Annotated in this window: 35 protein-coding genes; 2 read left to right on the top strand and 33 right to left on the bottom strand. The window is 66.1% G+C overall.

The genetic code is table 11. From position 1 onward, the window contains the following. Positions 1–2 precede the first annotated feature (2 nt). The 19 genes from E3T49_RS13200 to E3T49_RS13115 all read right to left on the bottom strand — a co-directional run bounded on the left by E3T49_RS13200 (position 3) and on the right by E3T49_RS13115 (position 9,284). Positions 3–437 (bottom strand): hypothetical protein, encoded by a 435-nt coding sequence (locus tag E3T49_RS13200; protein WP_206750824.1) that lies wholly within the window; start codon positions 435–437, stop codon positions 3–5. Further along, positions 437–721 (bottom strand): glutaredoxin family protein, encoded by a 285-nt coding sequence (locus E3T49_RS13195; RefSeq protein ID WP_241972822.1) that lies wholly within the window; start codon positions 719–721, stop codon positions 437–439. Before E3T49_RS13195 ends, E3T49_RS13200 begins: the two co-directional genes overlap by 1 nt. After that, positions 718–1,365, bottom strand: coding sequence for a hypothetical protein (locus E3T49_RS13190; protein WP_134425360.1), 648 nt, complete (start codon positions 1,363–1,365; stop codon positions 718–720). Before E3T49_RS13190 ends, E3T49_RS13195 begins: the two co-directional genes overlap by 4 nt. Then, positions 1,365–1,757 carry a hypothetical protein gene (locus tag E3T49_RS13185; RefSeq protein WP_134425359.1) on the bottom strand — a complete coding sequence of 131 codons (393 nt, stop codon included), beginning with the start codon at positions 1,755–1,757 and terminating at the stop codon, positions 1,365–1,367. Before E3T49_RS13185 ends, E3T49_RS13190 begins: the two co-directional genes overlap by 1 nt. Next, the gene (locus E3T49_RS13180) at positions 1,754–2,023 is read right to left on the bottom strand and encodes a hypothetical protein (RefSeq protein WP_134425358.1); all 270 of its coding nucleotides are present in this window, start codon (positions 2,021–2,023) and stop codon (positions 1,754–1,756) included. The genes E3T49_RS13185 and E3T49_RS13180 overlap by 4 nt, the downstream gene beginning before the upstream one ends. Next, positions 2,023–2,703, bottom strand: coding sequence for a hypothetical protein (locus E3T49_RS13175; protein WP_134425357.1), 681 nt, complete (start codon positions 2,701–2,703; stop codon positions 2,023–2,025). Before E3T49_RS13175 ends, E3T49_RS13180 begins: the two co-directional genes overlap by 1 nt. After that, the gene (locus E3T49_RS13170) at positions 2,682–3,230 is read right to left on the bottom strand and encodes a hypothetical protein (RefSeq protein ID WP_134425356.1); all 549 of its coding nucleotides are present in this window, start codon (positions 3,228–3,230) and stop codon (positions 2,682–2,684) included. The genes E3T49_RS13175 and E3T49_RS13170 overlap by 22 nt, the downstream gene beginning before the upstream one ends. After that, positions 3,227–3,454, bottom strand: coding sequence for a hypothetical protein (locus tag E3T49_RS13165; protein ID WP_134425355.1), 228 nt, complete (start codon positions 3,452–3,454; stop codon positions 3,227–3,229). The genes E3T49_RS13170 and E3T49_RS13165 overlap by 4 nt, the downstream gene beginning before the upstream one ends. Before the next feature lie 100 nt (positions 3,455–3,554). Further along, positions 3,555–5,021 carry a ParB/RepB/Spo0J family partition protein gene (locus E3T49_RS13160; RefSeq protein WP_134425354.1) on the bottom strand — a complete coding sequence of 489 codons (1,467 nt, stop codon included), beginning with the start codon at positions 5,019–5,021 and terminating at the stop codon, positions 3,555–3,557. Next, a complete protein-coding gene (locus E3T49_RS13155) occupies positions 5,018–5,983 on the bottom strand; it encodes a hypothetical protein (protein ID WP_134425353.1) in 966 nt (321 codons plus the stop codon). Before E3T49_RS13155 ends, E3T49_RS13160 begins: the two co-directional genes overlap by 4 nt. Beyond that, on the bottom strand, positions 5,980–6,990 hold the full coding sequence (locus E3T49_RS13150) for a hypothetical protein (protein ID WP_134425352.1): 1,011 nt from the start codon (positions 6,988–6,990) through the stop codon (positions 5,980–5,982). The genes E3T49_RS13155 and E3T49_RS13150 overlap by 4 nt, the downstream gene beginning before the upstream one ends. Continuing rightward, entirely contained in the window at positions 6,987–7,277 is a 291-nt protein-coding gene (locus tag E3T49_RS16640) for a DUF3263 domain-containing protein (RefSeq protein WP_241972821.1), read from the bottom strand. The genes E3T49_RS13150 and E3T49_RS16640 overlap by 4 nt, the downstream gene beginning before the upstream one ends. Beyond that, positions 7,274–7,456, bottom strand: a complete 183-nt coding sequence (locus E3T49_RS16635) for a hypothetical protein (RefSeq protein WP_241972820.1) — start codon at positions 7,454–7,456, stop codon at positions 7,274–7,276. Before E3T49_RS16635 ends, E3T49_RS16640 begins: the two co-directional genes overlap by 4 nt. Beyond that, complete coding sequence (locus tag E3T49_RS13140) at positions 7,453–7,716, bottom strand: hypothetical protein (protein WP_134425350.1); 264 nt, start codon at positions 7,714–7,716, stop codon at positions 7,453–7,455. Before E3T49_RS13140 ends, E3T49_RS16635 begins: the two co-directional genes overlap by 4 nt. Before the next feature lie 103 nt (positions 7,717–7,819). Beyond that, positions 7,820–8,080 (bottom strand): hypothetical protein, encoded by a 261-nt coding sequence (locus E3T49_RS13135; protein WP_134425349.1) that lies wholly within the window; start codon positions 8,078–8,080, stop codon positions 7,820–7,822. After that, complete coding sequence (locus E3T49_RS13130; RefSeq protein WP_134425348.1) at positions 8,077–8,349, bottom strand: hypothetical protein; 273 nt, start codon at positions 8,347–8,349, stop codon at positions 8,077–8,079. The genes E3T49_RS13135 and E3T49_RS13130 overlap by 4 nt, the downstream gene beginning before the upstream one ends. Next, on the bottom strand, positions 8,346–8,720 hold the full coding sequence (locus E3T49_RS13125; RefSeq protein ID WP_134425347.1) for a hypothetical protein: 375 nt from the start codon (positions 8,718–8,720) through the stop codon (positions 8,346–8,348). Before E3T49_RS13125 ends, E3T49_RS13130 begins: the two co-directional genes overlap by 4 nt. Before the next feature lie 112 nt (positions 8,721–8,832). After that, positions 8,833–9,057 (bottom strand): helix-turn-helix domain-containing protein, encoded by a 225-nt coding sequence (locus E3T49_RS13120; protein ID WP_134425346.1) that lies wholly within the window; start codon positions 9,055–9,057, stop codon positions 8,833–8,835. Further along, complete coding sequence (locus E3T49_RS13115) at positions 9,054–9,284, bottom strand: helix-turn-helix domain-containing protein (RefSeq protein ID WP_134425345.1); 231 nt, start codon at positions 9,282–9,284, stop codon at positions 9,054–9,056. Before E3T49_RS13115 ends, E3T49_RS13120 begins: the two co-directional genes overlap by 4 nt. A gap of 136 nt (positions 9,285–9,420) precedes the next feature. Between E3T49_RS13115 and E3T49_RS13110 the strand changes: the two genes are divergently transcribed. After that, on the top strand, positions 9,421–9,663 hold the full coding sequence (locus tag E3T49_RS13110; protein WP_134425344.1) for a helix-turn-helix domain-containing protein: 243 nt from the start codon (positions 9,421–9,423) through the stop codon (positions 9,661–9,663). 257 nt (positions 9,664–9,920) lie between these two features. Here the strand turns inward: E3T49_RS13110 and E3T49_RS13105 are convergent, their stop codons facing one another. Then, the gene (locus E3T49_RS13105) at positions 9,921–10,145 is read right to left on the bottom strand and encodes a helix-turn-helix domain-containing protein (protein ID WP_166785549.1); all 225 of its coding nucleotides are present in this window, start codon (positions 10,143–10,145) and stop codon (positions 9,921–9,923) included. A gap of 77 nt (positions 10,146–10,222) precedes the next feature. Between E3T49_RS13105 and E3T49_RS13100 the strand changes: the two genes are divergently transcribed. Next, positions 10,223–10,468, top strand: coding sequence for a helix-turn-helix domain-containing protein (locus tag E3T49_RS13100; protein ID WP_166785548.1), 246 nt, complete (start codon positions 10,223–10,225; stop codon positions 10,466–10,468). 48 nt (positions 10,469–10,516) lie between these two features. Here E3T49_RS13100 and E3T49_RS13095 read toward each other — a convergent pair whose 3' ends face one another. The 13 genes from E3T49_RS13095 to E3T49_RS13040 all read right to left on the bottom strand — a co-directional run bounded on the left by E3T49_RS13095 (position 10,517) and on the right by E3T49_RS13040 (position 17,506). Then, positions 10,517–11,728 carry a tyrosine-type recombinase/integrase gene (locus E3T49_RS13095; protein WP_134425341.1) on the bottom strand — a complete coding sequence of 404 codons (1,212 nt, stop codon included), beginning with the start codon at positions 11,726–11,728 and terminating at the stop codon, positions 10,517–10,519. Between the two features lie 42 nt (positions 11,729–11,770). Continuing rightward, positions 11,771–11,977 carry a hypothetical protein gene (locus E3T49_RS13090; RefSeq protein ID WP_134425340.1) on the bottom strand — a complete coding sequence of 69 codons (207 nt, stop codon included), beginning with the start codon at positions 11,975–11,977 and terminating at the stop codon, positions 11,771–11,773. Next, on the bottom strand, positions 11,977–12,357 hold the full coding sequence (locus E3T49_RS13085; protein WP_134425339.1) for a hypothetical protein: 381 nt from the start codon (positions 12,355–12,357) through the stop codon (positions 11,977–11,979). The genes E3T49_RS13090 and E3T49_RS13085 overlap by 1 nt, the downstream gene beginning before the upstream one ends. Further along, on the bottom strand, positions 12,354–12,872 hold the full coding sequence (locus E3T49_RS13080; RefSeq protein ID WP_134425338.1) for a hypothetical protein: 519 nt from the start codon (positions 12,870–12,872) through the stop codon (positions 12,354–12,356). The genes E3T49_RS13085 and E3T49_RS13080 overlap by 4 nt, the downstream gene beginning before the upstream one ends. Further along, positions 12,869–13,063: a hypothetical protein gene (locus E3T49_RS13075; protein WP_134425337.1), complete on the bottom strand. Its 195-nt coding sequence runs from the start codon at positions 13,061–13,063 to the stop codon at positions 12,869–12,871. Before E3T49_RS13075 ends, E3T49_RS13080 begins: the two co-directional genes overlap by 4 nt. Continuing rightward, positions 13,060–14,145: a WDGH domain-containing protein gene (locus E3T49_RS13070; RefSeq protein WP_134425336.1), complete on the bottom strand. Its 1,086-nt coding sequence runs from the start codon at positions 14,143–14,145 to the stop codon at positions 13,060–13,062. Before E3T49_RS13070 ends, E3T49_RS13075 begins: the two co-directional genes overlap by 4 nt. Before the next feature lies 1 nt (position 14,146). After that, positions 14,147–14,515, bottom strand: coding sequence for a DUF4326 domain-containing protein (locus E3T49_RS13065; RefSeq protein WP_134425335.1), 369 nt, complete (start codon positions 14,513–14,515; stop codon positions 14,147–14,149). A gap of 151 nt (positions 14,516–14,666) precedes the next feature. Continuing rightward, complete coding sequence (locus E3T49_RS13060) at positions 14,667–15,080, bottom strand: hypothetical protein (RefSeq protein ID WP_134425334.1); 414 nt, start codon at positions 15,078–15,080, stop codon at positions 14,667–14,669. Beyond that, positions 15,073–15,678, bottom strand: a complete 606-nt coding sequence (locus E3T49_RS13055; protein WP_134425333.1) for an ASCH domain-containing protein — start codon at positions 15,676–15,678, stop codon at positions 15,073–15,075. Before E3T49_RS13055 ends, E3T49_RS13060 begins: the two co-directional genes overlap by 8 nt. A 277-nt stretch (positions 15,679–15,955) precedes the next feature. Then, the gene (locus E3T49_RS16220; RefSeq protein WP_166785547.1) at positions 15,956–16,096 is read right to left on the bottom strand and encodes a hypothetical protein; all 141 of its coding nucleotides are present in this window, start codon (positions 16,094–16,096) and stop codon (positions 15,956–15,958) included. Beyond that, positions 16,093–16,737: a hypothetical protein gene (locus E3T49_RS13050; protein ID WP_134425332.1), complete on the bottom strand. Its 645-nt coding sequence runs from the start codon at positions 16,735–16,737 to the stop codon at positions 16,093–16,095. Before E3T49_RS13050 ends, E3T49_RS16220 begins: the two co-directional genes overlap by 4 nt. Beyond that, positions 16,734–17,192, bottom strand: coding sequence for a hypothetical protein (locus E3T49_RS13045; protein WP_134425331.1), 459 nt, complete (start codon positions 17,190–17,192; stop codon positions 16,734–16,736). Before E3T49_RS13045 ends, E3T49_RS13050 begins: the two co-directional genes overlap by 4 nt. After that, positions 17,189–17,506: a hypothetical protein gene (locus tag E3T49_RS13040; RefSeq protein WP_134425330.1), complete on the bottom strand. Its 318-nt coding sequence runs from the start codon at positions 17,504–17,506 to the stop codon at positions 17,189–17,191. The genes E3T49_RS13045 and E3T49_RS13040 overlap by 4 nt, the downstream gene beginning before the upstream one ends. Between the last annotated feature and the right edge of the window lie 59 nt (positions 17,507–17,565).

Here is a 17,565-nt window from a genome sequence, read left to right as displayed (position 1 = left end):
GGTTACTTGCTCTTCTCTGCGGCGATGGCCGCGATGGTTTCAGTTCGGATTCGCTCGGGGTCGATGCCGCTGGCTGTCATCCAGTCCCAGATCGCTTCGGGGTAGTAGTCGCCCGACTCGGACCGGGCGACGAAGGTGGACGCGATGGCGTCGGCCTCATCCAACGCGAGGCGCTGGATCGTGTTGAACAGGTCGGCGACGATCGAATGGGTGATGAAGTTCGTCGTGTACACCAGCGTCTGCCGCAGGGCCGACTCATACGCCGCAGTGCCGCGCTCCATCGTCATGTCGGCCCGCATCGAGGCGTGCATCCGTTCGAACTGCTCTTGCGCGTTGACAAGCGCTGCTCGGATGACCTGATCGGCCGTGATGTTCTCGTCCCCCCAGTGAGGGCAGGGCGCGACCGTCTCGGCGTAGCTCTTCATCTCTCCAGCCATCAGGCGGCCACCGTCACGCTGAGGTACTTGCCCAGCTCGATCGGGTTGAACCCCGACCAGTGAACCTCGTCACCGATGACGCCGAAGCTGACGACGACGACTGGGGCCTCCTGGTAGCCGAGGGCCTTCGCAGCCTCGATGTTCTTCTCGTCCGCGAGGAAGTCCACCACGGTGAACGGCACGTCGCGGGCAGCCAGCCAGCGCTTCGTGGCATCACACTGCCGGCAGTCGTCTTTCGAGTACACCGTGACCGTGGGGGTCAGGGTGTCGGTCATGTCGGTCATTTGGTGCCTTTCGAGTAGTCGTAATCGCCGGTGAGCGGGGTGAGCGCGGAGGGGAAATCCTTGAAGATGCCGGGCTGCTGGACGACGACCCAGGCGAGGTGCTTCGCGCACTCGTGCTGGTTGCCGCTCGTGCCCTGCTCCCGCGCGATCGTGTTCACAGCGTCGTCGTCGGCACCACCTGAAGCGAGGTACGCGACAGCCAGCTCCGCGACGACGAGCTCATAGCCCCACCCCTCGAGGGCGAAGTTCTCGCCGCCCGTCACGTGGAAGCCCTCGATGCGTGCGCGGATCCACTCGGGCAAGGCATCCTGCCGGGCCTGCCAGGCATCGCGGTGCTTCGCCAGCTGCTCACGCCGGTCCCGGTCGAAGCCCTCCACCATCACGCGGTGCTCCTCGTCCAGGTCCTCATCGGACTTCCGGTACAGCCACGCCCCGGCGACCCGGATGCCGGTGATCGTGCTTCCGTTCGTGAGCTCCAGCTCGAACACCGTCCCAGGCGTGAGGTGCTTGCCGTGCTCGGCCGGCGTCATGAACCCGGTGCTGCCCGTGGTGTGGATCGACGCCCACGCACCCTCGCCCTGACCCATGTCGAGGTCCTTGACCGTGTGCGTTTCTAAGTGTCGGCGGCGTTCGTACGTGGGCATCAGAGTGATCCGTTCTCGTTGAGGGGGCCGGCGCTGCGAGGTGCTGCGGTGGCTCCGTGAATGCTGCGCGTTGCAGCCTGTACCTTCGTGCCGACCATGCCGGGGGTTTTCGCCAACTTCGTCACCGGATTCGGCTTCAACCCCAGGCGGTAGTGCTGGTCGCTGACCGCCGCGTTCGTCATCTCCAGGCGGTGCGCGATCTGCTTGACCGTCATGCCCGCCGCATGCAGCACGCTGATGGACTCCCCGCGCCGCGGTGCCCCCGCACCCGCCACAGCGAGGGCGGAGCGGTACAGGAACTCGGGGAGGGTCATCCCGCGGCTCCCAGCGAGAGATTCCAGCCGCCACACGTCAGCGGCCGGCATCGACACGACGACCGTCGAGGCGGTCATGACGTTGCCCTGGCGAAACGCACGGGCGCTGCGTGGCGGCCGCACTGGCATTCACCCAGCACCCGGCGATGGCAGTCGATGGACTCGCACTTGCCCGGGACCCCGTGAGTCGCGTCGCACGTCAGTGATCGGTCCGACAGGCGCAGGAACTCCAGCTCCTTGCCGTCCAGGGTCAGTGTGATCGAGTCGGGGCCCTCGAACTGCTGGGCGACGTACAGCGTCGCGTGGGCACCCGTCGGGTTGCCGTACGTGAAAGAGACATCCATCAGGCGGCCGCGGTCTCTGCGCAGCGGTCGCAGCCACGCTTCGGCCGGCCCGGGTGGACAGCGCAGTCAGGCTCGGTGACCATCCCGGGGACGGTCGGCTTGTTCTTGACCGCAGTCAAGTGCGCCTCGAAGCTGTGGCGTGCATTACCGCAAGCCCGGCACGGGGAGTCGGTACCGTCAGGATGGTTTTTGCAGAAGGGGGTGGGGGCTGCGATCAGCACAGTCCCCTCCCCTCCTTTCCTTTCCTTTCCTTTCCCCTCCCCTCCTAGGCGTGTTCCGTCCGGCCTCGGAGAGTTACCGGGAGTCTCACCCAAACTCGCCTGAGTCTCGGAGAGTTTCAGCGAGTCACCGTGAACGCATGCAGGGCACCGCGAGTTCCAGCGAGTGTCGAGCTTCTGGTGATCCTCGAAGCGAGGGATGTGCAGGAACGTTCGATCGTCAGGGAGCACCACTCGCACAATGCGGCCCTTATCCATCAACTCCTGCAGCAGGGCCTCACCGTCGACCATGTCGCCGGGGAGCACCTTCAAGCGCAGGCCCTGAGCGTCGTCGGACAGGTGCCCACGGTCGCAGAGCGTGAAGTTCCACGATCCGATGTACAGCAGGCGCGCGAACGGCGTGAGGCCGATCATGTTGCCGTCCGTCCAGAAATCAGGCTTTATCGTTCGGATGCGGGCCATGAGACTCGGTTCTCTCCTTCTGCGTAATGGGCGCTCTGCCCGGTCGGGTCGCTCTGCCCGATCTGCCTGGTTCCATGGATCGAAGCGCGCAAATTTGCGGCCTCTGTCAGGGGCAGGAGCTCTCTCTTGAAATCGGTGGTGAGGAGGTAGTCGCGGCCGTTCGGGTAGCGAACAGGGACCTTCGTGTAGTCCAGACCGCGACGGCCTCGCTCGATGGCCCAGCCGAACCAGATGCACTCCTTCGCGAAGGCGCTGCTCTTCGGCTGCTGGTCGTTGTGGCCCAGACACATCGTGCGCAGGCACTCGGGGCCGTCGAACTCTGCTGAGCCGCCCATGCCCTTGCCCACGCCGTGCTGGATGGTCAGGGGGCCCTCGCAGGGGAACAGCCGTGCCCACAGAGACCCGGCGACGACGCACTGCTCCCCGTCGCGCTCGTAGACGCCGGCGCGGTTGTCCGCGACCTGCTTCTTCGACTGCTGCCCGATGGTCTTCCGCTTGCGGGTGGGCTTCGGGTGCGGCGGTGTCATCGCCGGACCGTTTCCAGCGCCGTGCGGTAATCCATCCAGCAGTGCACGTCGACGCGGCCCTCAGGAGTCTCGACCCAGCCCCACTTGAGGGTGCCATCGACGGCGAGACGGTAAATGCCGACCTGGCCGCGCTTCGCGGTGACGGACCGGTGCATGTCCCAGGGGGCGTCCTGCACCTTGAAGCCGAGGGCGGTGATCGCCGCGGCCATCGCTGCGGCGCTCATCGGGTGGCCGTGTTCTGGTGCGCGAATCCCGAGGCCACGTACTCGTAGACGCCGCCGACCGATCGCAGGGACGAGGCGATCGCAGCGACCTTCTCGGGGCTCACGCGGACACCTGCTCAGCCTTGGCTGCGTCGACGATGCCCTGCTCAACCTCGGAGAGACCGTAGCCCCACGTCACCAGCTGGGTGAGGTACGCCGCCGCCTGCCGGATGTTCTGGTGCCAGGAACTCGCGACGTTCGTCTCGTTGTTGTAGATCACCAGGGCGAGGATCAGCCGCTCCGAGGTCTTCGGGTTCTCCGACAGGTGCCCACGGGCGAGCTGCGCGGCCTCGAAGTGCTCGTTCGACGCGGGCTCAACGACCACGTGAACACCGATCCAGGGGAGCAGGGTGGGCGGGAACTCTTCACCGTTGCTCAGCTCGCCGCTGTAGGTCAGGCTCCGGGCGATGAACTCCCACGGGGCCGGGCGCTTCGCCCGCTGGAAGAACGTGTTCAGCCAGTCGACCCGGACCGTCTCAGCTGCGGCGAGCGCGGCGCGGTGTGTCTGTTCGGCGAGCTGTGCTGCGATGCGGTTGTCGTGGTCGGTTTGCTGTTCGGGGGTGCGTTCGGTGGTGGGTCGTGCGTATTCGAGGGGGGTGTAGTGGTGGGCGTGTTCGGTGAGGATGAAGTAGTAGATTTCTGCCCATTTGCCGTAGCCGCTGGTGGGGTGGCTGTAGTTGCCGGTGATGCGTCCGGCGAGGTGTGCGGTGGGGATGTTGTCGTGGGTGAGGGGGATGGTGGGGGTTTCGGGGAGGGCGAGGCGGTCGAGGCGGGTGACGGCGGGGTCGCCTTCGGCGGTGCCGGAGTAGTGGTTGAGGGATTCGGTGAGGATGGTGACGCCCTCGGCCACGAGTTCGGTGCGCAGCTGCTCGATGTGTGCGGCGAGTTCGCGTTTCAGGTGGAGGTCAGCGACGAGGTGGTCGAAGCGGGCGGGTTCCTTCGCAGCGGCTTTCGTGAGGGTCTTCACCGCGTCGGGGTCGTCGCTGAAGTCGACGAGGGCGGCGACCTGGTCAAGAGTGAGCACGTGGTCCGCGAACACTGCGGCCGCCGCCGGGTTCGCGGCCACGTCCAGGGCCTTCTGCACCCTCGTTGTCTTCGTGCCCGTCTTCCGGGCGATGTCGGCCGCGCTGACACCGAACAGGGACAGTTGCTGGAACGCCGCAACATGCTCGGCCTCGTCGAGGCCCTCACGCTGATCGTTGACGGTGACCTGGGTGAGCAGCCGTGCGGCGTTGTCGCCACTGTCCCCGACGACGAACACGGGCACGCTCGTCAGGCCGGCCTCCACTGCTGCGATCGTGCGGCGCTGCCCGTCAATCACCTCGAGCAGACCCTCGGCCGTCCGCTCCGCAAGGATCGGGAGGATCACCCCGTTCAGGCGTATGTTCGCCACGAAATCCGCGCCAACCTTCGTCTCCGTGCGCACGTTCGCCGCAATGATGAGTTCGCCCGGGTTGACGTCTTCGATAGTTCTGGTCATGGCCTTGTCTCTCTTCAGGGTCTTTGTGGTTTCGGTGTGCGCGGTCATGCGGCGCACCGTTTGATCAGGGCGTCCTGGTCGTGCGCGGGCAGCCCCAGCTCCTGCCGGATCCGCAGCACCGACCTCGGGGTAATGCGCAGCTGCTCAGCGACCTTGCTGTCAGACCAGTTCCGGTCCCACAGCTCCGACACCGCAGCCCGCCGCTCCAACGCAGACAGCCGCACATGATCGCCATGCACCGCCAAGGCCACCGCGTTCACATCGATGCCCTCCACCGGCTCAGGCACCGGCGGGGCCACATCCAGGTCAATGTCGTCCCACCCCATCGGCGGCAACCACCGGCGCTCCCGCGCATACCGCAGAGCACGCTGAAACGACACCCGGTCCCGCGGCGCAGTGTGCGCCGGCGGCGTGTTCCACAGCTCGTCATACAGGTCAACGACAGCGCGAGCAGTCGACGCCCACACCCGGTCACTCGTGATCGTGCGGCCCATGCTCGTCGTCCCCGTGCCAAGGAGCACCTCGAGCTTGCTTTGCGACCACCCGATAGCAACCAGCGCCTGCAACCGCCGCGTCGTCCCGAGACCATCGACCGGGATCCGGTCACCCAACCACTTCAGCTCCGGCTTCACAGCCAGAATCCGGGCCGCCGTCTCCCGCAGGATCTGCTTCTTCACCTCGCCATGGCGCGGGCCCTGCACCCCGTCCTTGTAGTCCTCACGGCCGTACAGCAGCGTGCGAGTCGCGGTGATCCCGACACCAGCCGCAGCAGCGATGGTCTTGTACCCCATGCCGTAATCGCGGAGCATCGTCAGGTGAGCGCGAGCCGGACCAGCAGCGACTAGACCGTTGTCGTAACGCCCGTACGCCTTCAGCCGGCGGCGAGCGTTCTCCCGACCCACGTTCAACGCGCGGCAGGGGGTACACCGGCACTTATGCACGATGTAACAGGTTGTTTTCTGGTCGTGCTTGTGGTCCGGCGGGCACGTGAACACCGTGACGGCGGTCATGCTGCCACGCCCAGGCCAGGCATGATGCCTGTCGTCACACGTACATCGGTGAGGCCGCTCGAGTCGACCTGCACGTCGATGAACATGGGCGGGGAACCCTCCGCAACGCTGATCGCCACCCCGCCAGCACCGGAAGGATTGACCGTCACGTTCTGGTTGGCCAAGACTGTGCGCAGCGGCTGCCGCGCCTCGAGCACATCCCGAGTCATGAACGCCTGCGCCAACTCGTCCTGCAAACGCTGGTTCTCGGCGATCAGCGACGACTTCGCCGCCTCAGCCACACGCAGCGACTCCGCCGACCCGGTCGACGAATCCGTCAGCTCATCGACCAGGCGCAGCAGCTTGCCCGCGAGAGCCTCCCAATCCTCGGCCGGGGCAGCAGGGGAGACCGGGATAGCCGCCGACAAGGCGACAGGCATCGGTTCCGGCACTGTCAGCACGGGCTCATCCTTGATGAACGCGACGGCAGCCGAAGCAGTGGCTGCTGTTGCGTCGGCCTTCGCCGCAGCACGGTAATCGCGCTGGTACTGGCGGCGCGCCTCCTGGCACGTCGGGGTGCCCGGGCACTTGGCCTCATCAGTGCACGCCTTCGCACCGGCGGAAGTGCCATGCGGGAACATCGGGTCGTTCACGGTCAGGGCCGCATTCTTCCGCTTCTTCGGCAACGTGGCCCAGTCAGTCGCCGGTCCGGCGGGCGGGGCCGGCTTCGGAGCCACGGGAACTACGTCGACCTGGGCGACCTCGCGTGCAGCCCGCAGCGCAGTGTGTGCGGCGTCCGCGTCAGTGCGGCGGTCCTTCACCTTCTTCTCCGGGGCCGGCTCCACCCACACCTGCCCGGCATCGATCGCCTTCCGGTACTGGTAGTCACCCTGATACCGCATGTGCGCCTTCCGACACGTCATCGCATCAGTTGTCTGATTCGGGCACGCCGAACCGCGGCAGCCCTGCTCGAACCCATCCGGCGTCCCGTGCGGGAAATCATCGCTGTACAGATCAAGGGTGCTCATGAACGGGTCCTATCGGTTGCGGTCGTCCGGGCTGCCCTGTCCGCCGCGCGCGCTGCGCGCTGGTCGAGCAGGTGATGGACGAGCTGAGGGTTATGGATGAGCGCTTCGGGGGAGTCGATGACGTTCCCGAGACGCTGGTAGTAGCGGGCCGCGGACGTCTTGAACGTCCGGACGATGCGGGCCTCCTTGTTGCCACGAAAGCTGCGGGCCTTCTCCTCGAAGTCCAGGAGGGTGACCAGGTCGAAGAACCCCGGTGCCGGCTCCCTGCGCGCACGCTGCGCGGTCACAGCTCGACACCCTGCGCGTGGTACCAGGCAAGGCGTGCGCCTGCGAGAGCGGCAACAGTGACCGCGAGGACCGTCGCACCGTTGTAGTCGAACCCGAACAGAACGCAGCACACGGCCATGATCAGGAGGACGACCAGGGCGGCGAGGAGGACCAGCTTCACGAGCAGCACCCGGATCATGCGGCCAACCGCCGGAAGTCAGGGTTGATCCGGCCATAGCGCAGCGGACCCGGGTCGACAGCAGCGACCGCAGTCGCAAGCTCAGCCGCGGTGATCTTCCACGGGAGCTGCTGCTCCGGTGTCAGGCACTGACGGCAGTCGATGCAGAGCGTCGTGTTGTACGTCCGGAAGTTGTACTGCCGGCGGGCAGCGCAGCGGGCGCACACGATGTATCGGGCGAGGCGGTTCTTCGTCGAGTCGAATTCGTTGACGATCATCATGAGCGGGCTCCGTTCAATTTCAGTGCGAGGCGGGTCAGCATTGCGGCCAGGGAAGTCAGTGCTGTGGCGGGGAGGTGGACGTAGGTGGTGCGGCGACGGCGGCTCACGCTGCGGGCCCCTGAATCAGGACGGCAACCAGCAGGGCGATCACGAGAACGCCCGATATGACGACGCTGATAGTGATGGGTGTCCACGAGTCCGTGGACCGCGCGGGCTGTACGGTCGGGGCCTCACCCGTGATGCGGATGGCAGCTTCGTACGGCGGAACTGAGACCGGCGAGGCGCTGGGCGACGTGTCCATCACGTCGAGGTGCGGGTGCCGGGAGTAGCGCTGCCCCGTGATCCAAGTGTTCTTGCGGATCATGCGGACACCACCGGGGTGTTGAGCTGGAACAAGGTGAACTCATCGAAGGAATGCATGCTCTGGGTGCACAGGCATGAGGCAACACCATCGGCACGCATCTGGTCGATGATCTTTGCGCACCGGAACCCGCTCAGCCCGCAGGGGAGGAACATCAGGTATGCGGCCGGGCCCTCGTGGAACTCGGCGACCTTGTCGTGGTGTGCGGAGTCGCAAGCAACCTCGAAGTCGAGGGTGGCGAGGACTGTCGTGTCGAGCTGCTCGCCGATCATGCTGCAGCCGAATCGAAGTCGAAGGCCAGCTGCGCGTCGTCGGAGGGAGTCGCGAGGATCCACACCACCTCGGGCTCACCATTGTCGTTGCGACGCTTCTTACCGCAGTCGGCGAGGAACTTCCGGCCAGCCAGGTCAGAACGCCGGCGGCGGGGCGTGTCGAACGCGAGCTGGGGAAACTCACGCTTCACCCAGATGCGCTTGTAGAACTTGTTCAGCTCGGTGTCGGTGAGGCCCGCCTTCTTCTCCTGGAAGATGGCGAGGATCGCGTGGTGCGAAGCGGTCAGCTTCCACGCCTGCTTCTCCGCAGCCGCGTCACTCGTCCCAGGGTCAGTAGGCCGTGCGAGGATGGGGGTTGTCATCAGTTGCATAGTCGTGTTCCTTTTGATCGCGAACCCCCGGCTTAGGCCCCGGGGGTTCTTCTCTGTCATCTGGTCGTGCAAGCCGGACTGGGACGCTTCGGGCGTGTACCGGGCCGGAGTCTTAGGACGCGCGGCGGCGAGAGCGCGATTGGGCTGACTGCGCCCATGGGTCGCGAGGCTGCGACAGCTTCGCGATCACCGCCTGGGGGAAGAACCGCCAGAGCCGGCCGACGCGGAAGCCCGGGATCTCACCGGCAACCGCCATGCGGCGCACCTTGTCGTAGGAGCAGTCGAGGATCTCGGCCATGCCGGAGCCATCCACTGCCTTCTCGTTGACGGTGCTCACGCTGCTGCCTGCCCAGCCATGAGTTGCTCGGGGGTGGTGCCAAGGTGCGTCGCGATGCGAGCGACCTCGGCGACCGTGAACGGGGTAGAGCCGGTAAGACGCCGGGCCAGGGTCATCCGGGCGATTCCGGTTCCTTCGGCGACGCTCTTGGTGTTCTCGCCCGCGTCCCGGATTGCCGAGTCGACATACTGGGCGACTCGTTGTGGGAAGTCGGTGTTGGTTGCCATACGGACACTCTAGGTGCCCATTTGGGCTCTCGACAAATCCGACACGCGCGGCAGGGAAAAGGGTTTACGGAGTGATCACACCCCAAAACGGGGGTGCAGTTGACACTTTGGACACTAGCGGTGTCATAATCTGCGCATGGACGATTACGGACAGCGCTTCAACGAAGCGGTCGCAGCTCAGCTCCGAGCCGAACGCGCAGCCAAGGGCATGACGATCGATCAGCTCGTCGCGGTCTCGGGCATCAGCAAGAGCCAAGTGCTTCGCCTCGTCCACGGGAAGCGCGACATCGACATGCGCGACATCGCCTCACTGACCCAGGCACTCGGCCTTGACCCGGTCACCCTGATATCCCGCGCGCAGGCGCGCATGGCTGACTAAGCCAGATCCGCCCAGGCTGGGAACCATGACAGGGCCGGCACGTTCAGCCTCGCCGAGAGCGTGCCTAGCTCACTGATTGTGAGATACATCCCAGACTGCTGGGGGACCACACCTTGCAGCGCGGCCGCGGCCCTCGCGTTTGCGGTGACGGCCGCAGCATAGGCGGCTGCCTGCGCAGTAGTGCAGGTGCCGGCAGTTGCCAGGCTGTCAGTCGTGCGGTTCTTCGAAAGCATATGGACAGGACCCCCATGGCCTTGCTATTGATGACGCTCTTCGTTGGGCACGAACGCGGCCGTCGGCACCCCCAAAACACCGGCGATCGAATCAATGTCATCGACATTGAGGCGGTCGATGCCCGTCAGCTTACGGTTGAGCACCGACACTCTGATCCCGGTGCTTCGCGCAAGCTGACCAATGGTCACACCCTGCCGATCAAGCTCCGCCAGGATGCGACGCACCACGAGGTCATTCAGCCACGTCACCCAAACGAGTCTAGTTCTCAGGGACTAGTTGCGGCAGTGCTCGGAGTGTCGAATTGGATTCGGATAGGTTCGGAGCCGTGCCCTCTCAGCCGCGGCCCGGCCGCCTTACCCGCGGCGTCGCCCGCATCCTCTACGAGGAGTACCGCGCGAACAGCGTCACCCAGACTGCCCTCGGCGATGCGGCCGGGGTATCACAATCACAGATGTCCAAGCTCCTCCGTGGCGACCGCACCCTGAACCTGGACCAGTTAGAGGCCGTCTGTTTCATGCTCGGCCTTAGCCCGGGCGAGGTCATCACCGCCGCCGAGGTCTCTGGCTTCTGAACGCACAGAAGCCCCCGCACTCGAAGAGAGTGCGCGGGCTTCTCTGGGTCAGGCTGTCAACTGCAGCGGTGGCGGGGTTAGGGACGGTAGGACCCCGCTCATCACGTCGGCCATGATGTTCGCGAGCTGGATGTGCGCGTCGGGCAAGAGATGGCCGTAGAGGTCAATCGTGGTCGTGATCTTCTCGTGGCCGAGCCGCGCCTGGATATACGGCAGCGGTGCGCCGGCGGCGATAAGCCAGGACGCATGCGTGTGCCGGAGGTCGTGGATGTTCGGCCGCTTCTCCAGCACCGGCAGGCCGGCGGCTGCGCACCGCACGGGATCCTGCGCGGCTTCAACCGCTGGCACCCACACCGTGGTGCGGAACCGGCCGTACCAGAGGTGCCCGCCCGACAGCGGCCCGGGGAACATCAACTCCGACGCGCCGCCGCGCGGGCCCAGCGCGGCCACGATCTCCGGCCACAGGGAGATGGTCCGCCTCGAGCGGCCCGTCTTCACCTGCTTGAGGATCGGGCCGCCGCCGGCGGACTTCTTCCATGCCTTGACAATCCGCACCGTCGGCGGGTTGGAGTCGAGGTTCAGGCTGCCCCACGTCACTGCGGTTGCTTCACCCCACCGGCAGCCGGTGCCAGCGAGGAAGATCACGAACCGCTTGTACCGATCGGGGACGAAGTGCAGGACCTGGGCGAACTCAGCCCGGGACAGGAACACGCCCTCACGCTTCAGCCCTGCGGTCAGGCGGGTCTTGTACGCCGGGTTGTCCGGGCGCTGCTTGTCCTGGATGGCGGCCGCGAATATCGACGACAGCAGTGCGTGGTAGTTCCGCACCGTCTTTGCCGCGATCAGCTGGCCCTTCGAACGGACCGACGGCTGCTTCTCCTGCCAAGCGATCCACTGGCCAACATCATCCTTCTCGATCGCGTCGATCGGGTAGTCGCCGAGGATCTTCAGGAACGACCGCCCGGCGATCCCGAGGTAGCCCTTCCGGGTTCCGGCCTCGATGCCGGTGAGCATGCCCGACCCTTCATCGAGGTACCGGGCGGTGAACTCGCTCAGCGTCGGGGTGTCCGCTGCCTTCGATGCGCGGGCAGCGAGTACCGCGCGCGCCGCCTTCCCGCCGACCCGGTCGACGAGGCCGCCAAACTGCCGTGCACCGCGCTCATCCTGGAAGGACTCCTGCGACATCTTGCCGTCGATGCGGAACTGCACACGCCAGACGAGCACGCCGGACGGGTTGCGCTTCGGCAGGACACTAGCCATGGGACACCTCCGAGTTGTGCATGCTGTGCTCCTTCTGGACGTTCATTCGTCGCCGCCTTTCCTGACCGGGATGATCCACTGCTTCTTGTGCGGCTGCGGCTTGGCCGGCCCGAGGTCCTCAGGGGAGAAGCCGCGGGCCGCGAGCTCGGCCGCCAGCTTCTCCGGCCCCATGTCTGCCAGGTCGGTCTCCTTGATGCGGAACTCGCTCCCGCCGCCGACCTTCGGCACGAGGCGTAGGCGCTCGTCCATCAGCTCACCTCGGGGACGAACACGACGATGACCTCGAGCTCGGCTGCTTCGTCGAGCAGTTGCCCGGACGAAAGCGGGCGCTGAGCTCCGAAAACAATCCAGCCCTCTGACGTTTTCGAAGAGGAGACCGTGGCCAGCGTGGTGGTGCAGTATCGGACGATCGACCCGGCGGGGAGGGCATCCATGGCTTCCACGGTGTCAAGCACGGGCGGCGCAGGCTGTCGCCGGCACCCAGCAGAGATCAGGGCATCCACGGTCCGGTCGATCAGTGGCCCCATGTCCTGCCCGAGGATGCGCGCGGATACCTTTGGGGGATAGTTGCTCGCGTTGCGCAGCACCCCGCCGATGACGCCGCGCAGCGCTTCCTGTTCGGTGCTCATGACTTGCTCCCAGCCACGCTCGGGGTGAACCAGTCCCACTCGATCCACTCTTCAATGGGCGAGATGACGACGAGGCCAGTGCGGTTGACTGCGGGCACGTAGTCGTCGCGCATGTCGTCCACGCCGTCACCCACGTACACGGCTCCCTCGTTGTCGAACCAGCCCTGCATCCAGCACTCGTTCCCGATTGTGCGCGGGTGACCCTCGATGTCATGCGTGCGCGCCTCGTTCCACGCGAACGACTCGCAACCGCAGCTATCCGGGTAGGTCCGGCACTCGGCCTCGGCGGGTGCGGTGCAGGTGAACTTGACCTGGTCAACGCGCCGGCACTCGTCCAGGGTGCCCTCATCATCGAGCTGGGTGGTCACGGTCACGCTGTGGAATCGGGCCGCCTGCTCGCGCTCTATCTGGCGCTCGTCAGCAGAGGTCTGCAGCTCGATCATCCGCTGCTCGTGCTCTGCCTTGCGCTCAGCCTCGCCGAGCGCGGTCCCGGGCTGGTAGATGTATTCGGTCATGCGTTCTCTCCTTGTGGCTCTGGGGCGTGCTTGGGGCACAGGGCGGCGTCTGGGTCGCGGTACGGGTCGTAGGTCCAGCCCTTGTCCATGAGTTCGCGCCAGTTCTGCGCGAGCATCTCGTAGAAGTCGGGGGTGGTCTCGTCGCATCCGTCCTCGTGGTCGCACATCAGGATGGGTGTCGTCGCCCTCACGACTCGCCCCCTTCGGTGCTGGGGGTAACGTGCCGTCGAAAGTCTCGGCCCTCGTACACCACGGTCATCGGGCGACCATCCGCCAATTCGGAGGACCTCAGCGGCGAGTTGCCCGCGTGCGTCCAGCCTCCGGGCATGTGCGAGTTCCCGAATCGCTTCGTGCGCGGGCAACCGCCGACATCCACCACGACCGCATCAAGGTTCAGGGCGTCCAGTTCCTCTACCGTCGTGACCGTGCGCGGCTCAGCGCTCAGCTTCGCCAGCATTGCGGCCAGAAGTGTGCCGTCCGTCGCGTAGCAATCGCGGAAGAACGGGTGCTTGGCGATTGCATCCCACGCTTCGATCCGCTCATCTTGCGGCTGCGACTCTCGCCGGCGGCCAGCAGCGAGGATGCGCGCCACGTCCTCCAGCGCTGCGGCCATGCGACTCCGGTCACCTCGCGGGCTCTCGATTGGGGTGCGACTCCAATCCGTGATGATCGCCAATGCGTTCGCGATCGTGACCTGCGCTTCCCGTTCCGGCTCTCCTGCCACCTCGGCATGAGCTTCCGGCTCGTTACAGTGGCCCACGAGATCCGCAAAGCATCCGTGCTGGTGCGCCGGGGCCTGGCAGCTGCCAGCACCCGTGCATCCGGGGCAGGGCTCGTCGGCGGCCGGCGTTCCCGCTACAGACGGCACGCTGATCGCGGATCGCAACCGCTCAGCAGCTACCTCCGGAGTATGCCCGTCGTACTCGGGCGGCAGGTCGACGGCGTGAACGTTGAACAGATCCCAGTGATCGGCCGCGTAGTGGTTCGACACCTGCCCGGTCGGCAACGTCGCGGTCACGATGAACCAGCCACCACCGAAACACTTCTCGCCGTCGCTGTGGTGCCAAGACTTCACAACCGGGATGCCTGCCGCGTCCCAGCCGTGTGCAGCGTGAGCGTTGTAGAGCATCCGATATTCGTACAGCTCGTCGATCGAGTGGTGCTCGTCGCCCGCAGCGGGAGTGTACGCCAGAGCGGCAGCGAGGTCGCGCTCAAGCCGGCACACCTCCTCCTTCGCTACTTCCAACATCTCGGCAGCGTCATTCACACCCATCTCAGTTCCCCTCATTCGCAATTTTCAGCAGTACGTCGGCATGGCATGGCTGGTCGAGTGGGCACCAGCAGGCGAGGTCCTTACCGCGCAGCTGCTCGAGCACCACGCTCTCCGAGTAGTACCCCGGGGAGTCGATCACCCTCGGCATCCGGAACAGGTAACCGAACAGGCGAACGGCCTCAGCGCGGTCGCGGGGGACCACAGTTCCTGCCAGTGACGGCATCGACACCAGCGCCGGGTGACGCTGGATCCGCGACTCTTTGCCGACCGCGAACGGGTTACCCCACCGCGTGCGACGGTCAACGACCACCGCGTCCGGGTTCTCCACCCGCCACGGACGGTTGCGAGTCATCTGAATGCGCTTCGGCATCAGTCCTGCTCGCTCTCTGCGCCCTCAGCGGGGGCGTGTGTCGGCTTGGGATGCGCGCTCGCCAGGTGAAAATCGCTCTCGGCAATTGCTTGCATGACGTCATCGTTGTAGATCACGCTCGGGCAGTGGTTGCACTTGACCGTCGCGCCCATCAGCGGACCTCGGGGGTGTAGAGGACCTCGGCCGGGTATTCGAGCTCGTCGGAAGCGCTCACCCCGCCCGACTGGATACACAGCAACCAGGACCCGCTGATCTCTTTGAGCCGGTGGAACCCATCGTGCTCGCGGATGAGTGACCGGAGCGGCAGCGCGTCGGCCTCCTTGGGGGTCAGGATGGTGCGGGGCCTATCCAAGGCCACAGCCTGGCGCGACGCCGCCTCCGCCATTTCTTGGTCGTGCTCGGCGAGCGCAAGATCGAATTCGGCTTGCTGTTTTGCGCGGAGTCCGGAGAGGTCGGTGTGGCCGTCTTCGAGGTAGTCGCGGGTCCGCCAGGCGTAGGCGATCGTGTAGAGGTTCCGGATGCGGGCCATCTTGCTGGCCGGCACCGGTGCAGTTTGCTCAGGCATGGGTCACTCTCTTGGGGGTGTTGTCGAATATGGGTGCGGGTAGGTCGCGGAAACCGACACGGTGGATCTCGGCGGCGACGTCGGCGGGGAGGGTGCGCATGCCGAGCGCACCGCGGAACGGGATCGGCTCGGTGAGCGCGCGTGGGTTGGCCAGTTCGAGGTGCCAGCCGGAGGGTCGCGATTCGGCCCATGGTGAGCAGAGTCCGCGGTTCGCGTTGATCGAGTCACGGATTCCGTTCGGCACGCCGATCTCGTAGCAGAAGGGTTTCGGCGTCCCCGTGGTTCGGTGGGCCCCGGTTAGGTCGACGACTCCGATGATCGAGCCGCGGGTGGCGTAGCGAGCGTCGTCCTCCTCGATACAGTCGGCCGCCCACACCTGCCCGTCGTCGGCCGGGTATCCCTGCTCGGCGCTCGTGATGGCGCGGCGGATCTCCCAGGCGGCGTCGCTGTCGTCGGCGTAGCGGTCGAATGCCAGGCCAGCGTGGATGGCGACTGGGCCACGGTAGCCGCCGGCCAGGTTGCGGACACGGTTCTCCACATCCTTGCCGCCGTGCACTATGGCCCAGGCCCACGGCTGCCGCACGGTCAGGACCCTCACGAGGTCACCGCCGCGGCGAGGTCGAAGAGTGACGTCTCCTGGTGCAGCTGGCGAGGGGTGTCGTCCTCGGGCTCATCAGTCGCCTTCGGTGGCTGGACCGGCTTGTCGTAGTCAGCTCCCCCTTCGCACGCGCAGGCCGTTTCTGGGCAGCTCATGCCGGCCGGTGCGTCCAAGGTTCGGCATCCGATCGCGTCCGTGGCCTCGCCGTGTTCGCAGCATCCGCAGTACTCGCACCAGGTGCCGTCGCAGTCGCCACCATGGGCAGTAATCCTGGCCATCAGCGTGCACCGTTCGGCCGGGCACGCTTGTTGTCCCTGCGGCGGGGCTGGGCGGCGCGGCTGCGTGCCTGCTGCTCGGCGCGGGCCTGAGTTTCAGCGCGGGACCTCGCCACCGCGGCGAGCATGGGATCCGGGATCATGAGGTGCCTCCTCGGATAGCAGATTGAACATTCTCAGGGAGGCGGGCAATCACAGCTTCGGTGATCGTCTTGTAGCCGTCGTGGGCTTTGTCCGCGTAGGTCAGGAACCAGAGGAAGGGCCGCTCGACCCATACGGGCTGGAACGCTCCGCCCTCTGCGAGGCGGCTGAGGTTATGCCGCATGCCCTCTCGCCCGTCATGGTCGCCCACCCACACGTCGCCGTTCAGGCCGCCGCTCGAGGTTCGTGAGTGCCAGTCGTCGGCTTCGGGCAACCAGTTGTAGTAGATCCTGTTGGTGTTGGTCCCTGCGCCGTAGGACTCGATCCACGCCAGCACGCCATCGCCCCGCCAGAGGATGATGGCGGTCTCGGTGTAATCGTCGTGGCCGGCGAACTCATCGTGGAGGACCTCTTCGAACCCGAGGTCGGCATAGATGGATCGGGTCTCGATGAACGAGGAGCCCATGCGAGTGTCGTTCGCTGCGGCGAGCAGCGCGTCCTTGCGAGCGCCATGCTCGAGGAACATCAGCATGCCCAGGGCCATCGTGGAATCGGAGTCCTTGTACGACTGGCCGGTGGCACGCTCGGCGTCGGCCAGGGGATCCCGCGTTAGGGCGGCCTGGAGGTCGGCGGCGGCGGTCACGAGCAGGCCTCTGCATGTTCCGGGTCGGTCTCCTGGGGGAGCGGGGCCGTTCCGTTGATGGCGCGGGCGAGTTCGAGGCCGGTGTCGGTGAACTTGTTGTGCGTGAGGGCGGCGAAGGTGAGGGCGACCTGGAGGACTGCGAGCATCGGGTTGATGGTGCGCTGCAGGATGACGAACGTCTCCGCGTTGGCGCGCATGCGGTCGTCCTGGGTGTTCTCCCCGGGGTCCCAGGATTCGACGTCGTAGGAGATGACCATCTCGTCGGTCTGCCAGCTTCCGGGTGAGGTCCAGCTCGTGATCTCGCCGGACTCGTCGCGGCTCATGCTCGGGAGGAGGCGTTCGGGGTAGACGCGGATCTCGCCCTCGCAGTCGTCGAGGAAGAACGGGCCGGGGGTGCCGGCGTCGCGGAGCTCGGTGAGCGTGGTGATAGCGGTCTGGATTTCGATGGCGCTCATCGGGTGACCGCGCAGCCGGCTTCGGCTTCGGCGGCTTCTGCCTGGGCGACCGCGGCGCGGTAGACGATGCCGATGGCGCGCTCGTGGTCGAGCGCGGCCAAGTAGCTGGCCTTGAGCTTGGCGGTCAGCTCGGGCGACGCGGCGTCGTGGCCGGGGCCGGTCGGGTCGGCCGCACGGACGGTGACGTCATAGGCGAGGCAGCTTGCGGCCAGGTCGAGGGCCCCGCGTGCGCGGTCGATGTCGACGGCGAGCCTGTCGGCATGGTGTCGGGCGGCGAGTGAGGCGGGTGTGGGTCCTGCTGGTGTCGTGTTCACCAATTGCAGATTATCGCCCTGTGCCGACAGTGGACGCTTTAGAGGAACAGTTGCCATGG

This window comes from Cryobacterium cryoconiti (assembly GCF_004403065.1).
GTDB lineage: Bacteria > Actinomycetota > Actinomycetes > Actinomycetales > Microbacteriaceae > Cryobacterium > Cryobacterium cryoconiti.
The sequence above is the reverse complement of the archived record's forward strand: the minus strand, read 5'-3'. Positions and strand labels throughout refer to the sequence as shown.